The following is a 3,832-nucleotide window of genomic DNA, read 5'->3' as shown; positions in this document are numbered from 1 at the left end:
GCCATGTCCAACCTGCTGCTGGTCGACGACGACCCCGATCTGCTGAAGCTGCTGTCCATGCGGCTCACGGCGGCCGGGCACCGTGTGACCTCGGTCGAGTCGGCCGAGGCTGCGCTCACGCAGCTGGCCGTGGCGCGCCCGCAGCTGGTGGTGAGCGACGTGCAGCTGCCCGGGCGCGACGGCCTCGCCCTCTTCGACGAGATCCACAAGCGCCACCCCGCGCTGCCGGTGATCCTGCTCACCGCGCACGGCACCATCCCCGATGCGGTCGACGCCACCGCGCGCGGCGTGTTCAGCTACCTCACCAAGCCCTTCGACGGCAAGGCCCTGCTCGACAAGGTGAATGAAGCGCTGGCACTCGCGCCGCCCGAGCAGCAGGCGAGCAACGGCGACGAGGCCTGGCGTGGATCCATCGTCAGCCGCTCCAACTGCATGGCCGAGCTGCTGGCCGAGGCCAAGATGGTGGCGGCGTCGGACGCCAGCGTGCTGATCCGCGGCGAGAGCGGCAGCGGCAAGGAGCTGCTGGCCCAGGCCATCCACCGCGCCAGCCCGCGCGCGGCCAAGCCCTTCGTGGCGGTGAACTGCAGCGCCATCCCCGAGGCGCTGCTCGAGTCCGAACTCTTCGGCCACGTGAAGGGCTCCTTCACCGGCGCCGTGGCCAACCACCGCGGGCTCTTCGTCACCGCCGACGGTGGCACGCTCTTTCTCGACGAGATCGGCGACATGCCGCCCGCCCTGCAGGTGAAGCTGCTGCGCGTGCTGCAGGAGCGCACCGTGCGCCCGGTGGGCGCGAGCCAGTCGGTGCCGGTGGACGTGCGCATCCTCTCGGCCACGCACCGCGACCTCGACGCCGCCATGGCGCAGGGCCAGTTCCGCGAAGACCTGTACTACCGCCTCAACGTGGTCTCGCTGCACCTGCCCACGCTGGCCGAGCGGCGCGAAGACATCCCGTTGCTGGCCAACCATTTCGTCGCCACCCTGAGCGCCAAGTACGGCAAGCGCCTCTCCGGCTTCGCGCCGGATGCGATGAAGGCGCTCACCACCGCCAGCTGGCCGGGCAACGTGCGCCAGCTGCACAACGTGGTCGAGCAGGTGTGCGCCCTGACCACCACGCCGCTGATCCCGCTGACGCTGGTGCAGCGGGCCTTGCGCGTGCCGACGGTGGAGGTGCTGACCTACGCCCAGGCGCGCGAGCGCTTCGAGCGCGACTACCTGGTGGGCCTGCTCAAGCTCACCGACGGCAACGTGGCCGATGCCGCGCGCCTCGCCGACCGCAACCGCACCGAGTTCTACCGGCTGCTGCAGCGGCATGGGTTGACGCCGGGGCAGTTCCGCGCCGAGCCGCCTGTCGCCGAGTAGAGACACACCACCAGGCCGCATGGAGCCTGGGCTTTGTCGTTCTTACCGAGGGGCGTGTCGTTGAGTGGCGACACATCCGAGGTGTTTTTTGGCCTGTTTGCAGGCCGGCAGCCCACACCGCGAGAACCGCCTCTCCAAGCCCTTGATTCCAGGGCGCTTTTCAAACTGGCACGGGCGTTGCGCTGACCCAGGTGTCGCGGCTCATTTCGAGCCGCTCCCAGCACCTGCAGGCCCTGCGTTTTGCCGATCTCACCGACTCTTCAAGCTCCATCCCGCGTCTCGATTCGTGAATCGGCGACACGGCCGCTCTTCGCCGTCTTCTTCGCCTTGGCCTCCCTGCTCGCCGCGCGCCAGGCCCACGCCTTCGGCTTCGACGACGTGGCTGCGCGCGCCCAGGCCCTTGCCGCCAAGGCCTACGTCGCCAACACGGTGGCTCTGCCGGCCGAGCTCAAGAACCTCAGCTACGACCAGTACCGCGACATCCGCTTCAAGCCCGAGCGCGCGCTGTGGCGCAAGGAGGGCCTGCCCTTCGAGCTGATGTTCTTCCACCTGGGCAAGTTCCAGACGCAGGCGGTGTCCATCAACGAGGTCGTCGGCGGCGAGGTGCGCCACGTTGCCTTCGACCAGAAGGACTTCGACTACGGCAAGAACAAGCTCACGCAGAAGGGCTGGGGCGACCTCGGCTTCGGTGGCTTCCGCGCGCACTACGCGCTCAACAACCCGGCCTACAAGGACGAGCTGGTGGTCTTCCTCGGCGCGAGCTACTTCCGCGCACTGGGGCAGGGCCAGCACTACGGCCTGTCGGCGCGCGGGCTGGGCATCGACACTGTGGGCGGCGCAGGTGAGGAGTTCCCGCGCTTCACCGAGTTCTGGATCGAGCGCCCGGCCGCGAACGCCACTTCGCTCGTGATCCACGCGCTGCTCGACTCGCCGCGCGCCACCGGCGCCTACCGCTTCACGCTGAAGCCCGGCGAACAGACCGCGGTCGATGTGCAGGCCCGCCTCTTCCTGCGCGCCGGCGTGGCGACCTTGGGGATCGCGCCGCTGACCAGCATGTTCCAGCACGCCGAGAACCAGCCGCGTGTGGACGACTTCCGCCCCGAAGTGCACGACTCCGACGGCCTGATGATCGCGGCCGATGGCGAATGGCTGTGGCGCCCGCTGCTGAACCCCAGGCAGCCGCTGGTGAACTCCTTCGCGGTGCGCGAGCTGAAGGGCTTCGGTCTGATGCAGCGCGACCGCAACTACGCCAGCTACGAAGACACCGAGGCCCAGTACCAGCACCGCCCCAGCGTGTGGATCGAGCCGCAGGGCTCGTGGGGGCCGGGCCGCATCGAGCTGCTGCAGCTCAACACGCCCGACGAGACCAACGACAACATCGTTGCCTACTGGGTGCCCGAGCGCGTGCCGGCACCGGGCCAGCCGCTGGCCTTCGCGTACCAGATGCGCTGGCAGGGCGAGCGCCAGCAGCGCCCGCCGGCCGGCTGGACGGTGCAGACGCGCCGCGGCCACGGCTTCATCGACTCCAAGGCCCAGCGCGACCCGAACGAGGTGCAGTACGTCGTCGACTTCGACGGCCCCGCGCTGCGCGCCTTGAAGGGCGACGAGCCCGTGAAGGCCGTCGTCAGCGCCGGTACCAACGCCCGCATCGTCGAAAGCAACGCCTACCGCAATGCCGCCACCGGCACCTGGCGGATGACGGTGCGCACCACCCGCCTCCAGCCCGCGCAACCCGCGGAGCTGCGAGCCTTCCTCCAAAACGGCGAACACGCCCTCACAGAAACATGGACCACCACCATCCAGCCCGAGTGAGCACCCCGGACCACCAGCCCGGCACCAGCACGCCCCCCATCCACCGCGGCAGCATGGTCGCGCAGCCCTGGCGCGGCTTCACGCGCAGTGTGGTCGACCTGATGCTGGGGCGCCGACGAAACGCCAGCCCCGGGAACACGCAGCCGCCGGCCGCGTGGGAACGTGCGGCCACGAACCGTCGCCGCGCGCTGCTCGCGCTGGTGGCGCTGTCGGCGGCCGGTGCGACTGCCTTGCTCGACAACGTGCTGCCCGCGCAAGAAGCGGTGTGGCTCCGGACGCTGCAGATCGGCCTCTACGCGCTGCTCGTCGCCTGGGTGTCGGCCGGGTTCTTCACCGCGATGATGGGCTTCTGGGTGCTGTGGCGCGGTGATCCGCACGCGATGTCGGCGGCGCGTGCCGGCCACGCGCCGATCGACGCGAACGCGCGCACCGCGATCGTGATGCCGATCTGCAACGAGGACGTGCCGCGCGTATTTGCGGGATTGCGTGCGACCTACGAATCGCTCGCGCAGACGGGAGCGCTCGATCGCTTCGACTTCTTCGTGCTGTCGGACACCGGCAACGCGGACACCCGCGTCGCGGAACTCGATGCATGGCTCGCCCTTTGCCGTGCCGTAGACGGCTTCGGTCGCATCTTCTATCGCTGGCGCCAGCACCGGAT

2 protein-coding genes and 1 pseudogene are annotated in these 3,832 nt (G+C 69.6%); all 3 read left to right on the top strand.

All coding sequences use genetic code 11. The features are described from left to right. Nucleotides 1-3 precede the first annotated feature (3 nt). Nucleotides 4-1,359: a sigma 54-interacting transcriptional regulator gene (locus tag VFL64_RS09585; RefSeq protein ID WP_489540155.1), complete on the top strand. Its 1,356-nt coding sequence runs from the start codon at nt 4-6 to the stop codon at nt 1,357-1,359. Between the two features lie 327 nt (nt 1,360-1,686). Next, nucleotides 1,687-3,171, top strand: a complete 1,485-nt coding sequence (locus VFL64_RS09580) for a glucan biosynthesis protein G (RefSeq protein ID WP_489540154.1) — start codon at nt 1,687-1,689, stop codon at nt 3,169-3,171. After that, nucleotides 3,168-3,832, top strand: a pseudogene (locus VFL64_RS09575) (glucans biosynthesis glucosyltransferase MdoH); the annotation flags it as partial. The gene VFL64_RS09580 and the pseudogene VFL64_RS09575, both read left to right, overlap by 4 nt.

It is taken from the genome of Rhizobacter sp. (assembly GCF_035702065.1).
Lineage (GTDB): Bacteria > Pseudomonadota > Gammaproteobacteria > Burkholderiales > Burkholderiaceae_C > Rhizobacter.
Note: the sequence above shows the minus strand (reverse complement) of the source record. Positions and strands in the feature narration are given on the sequence as shown.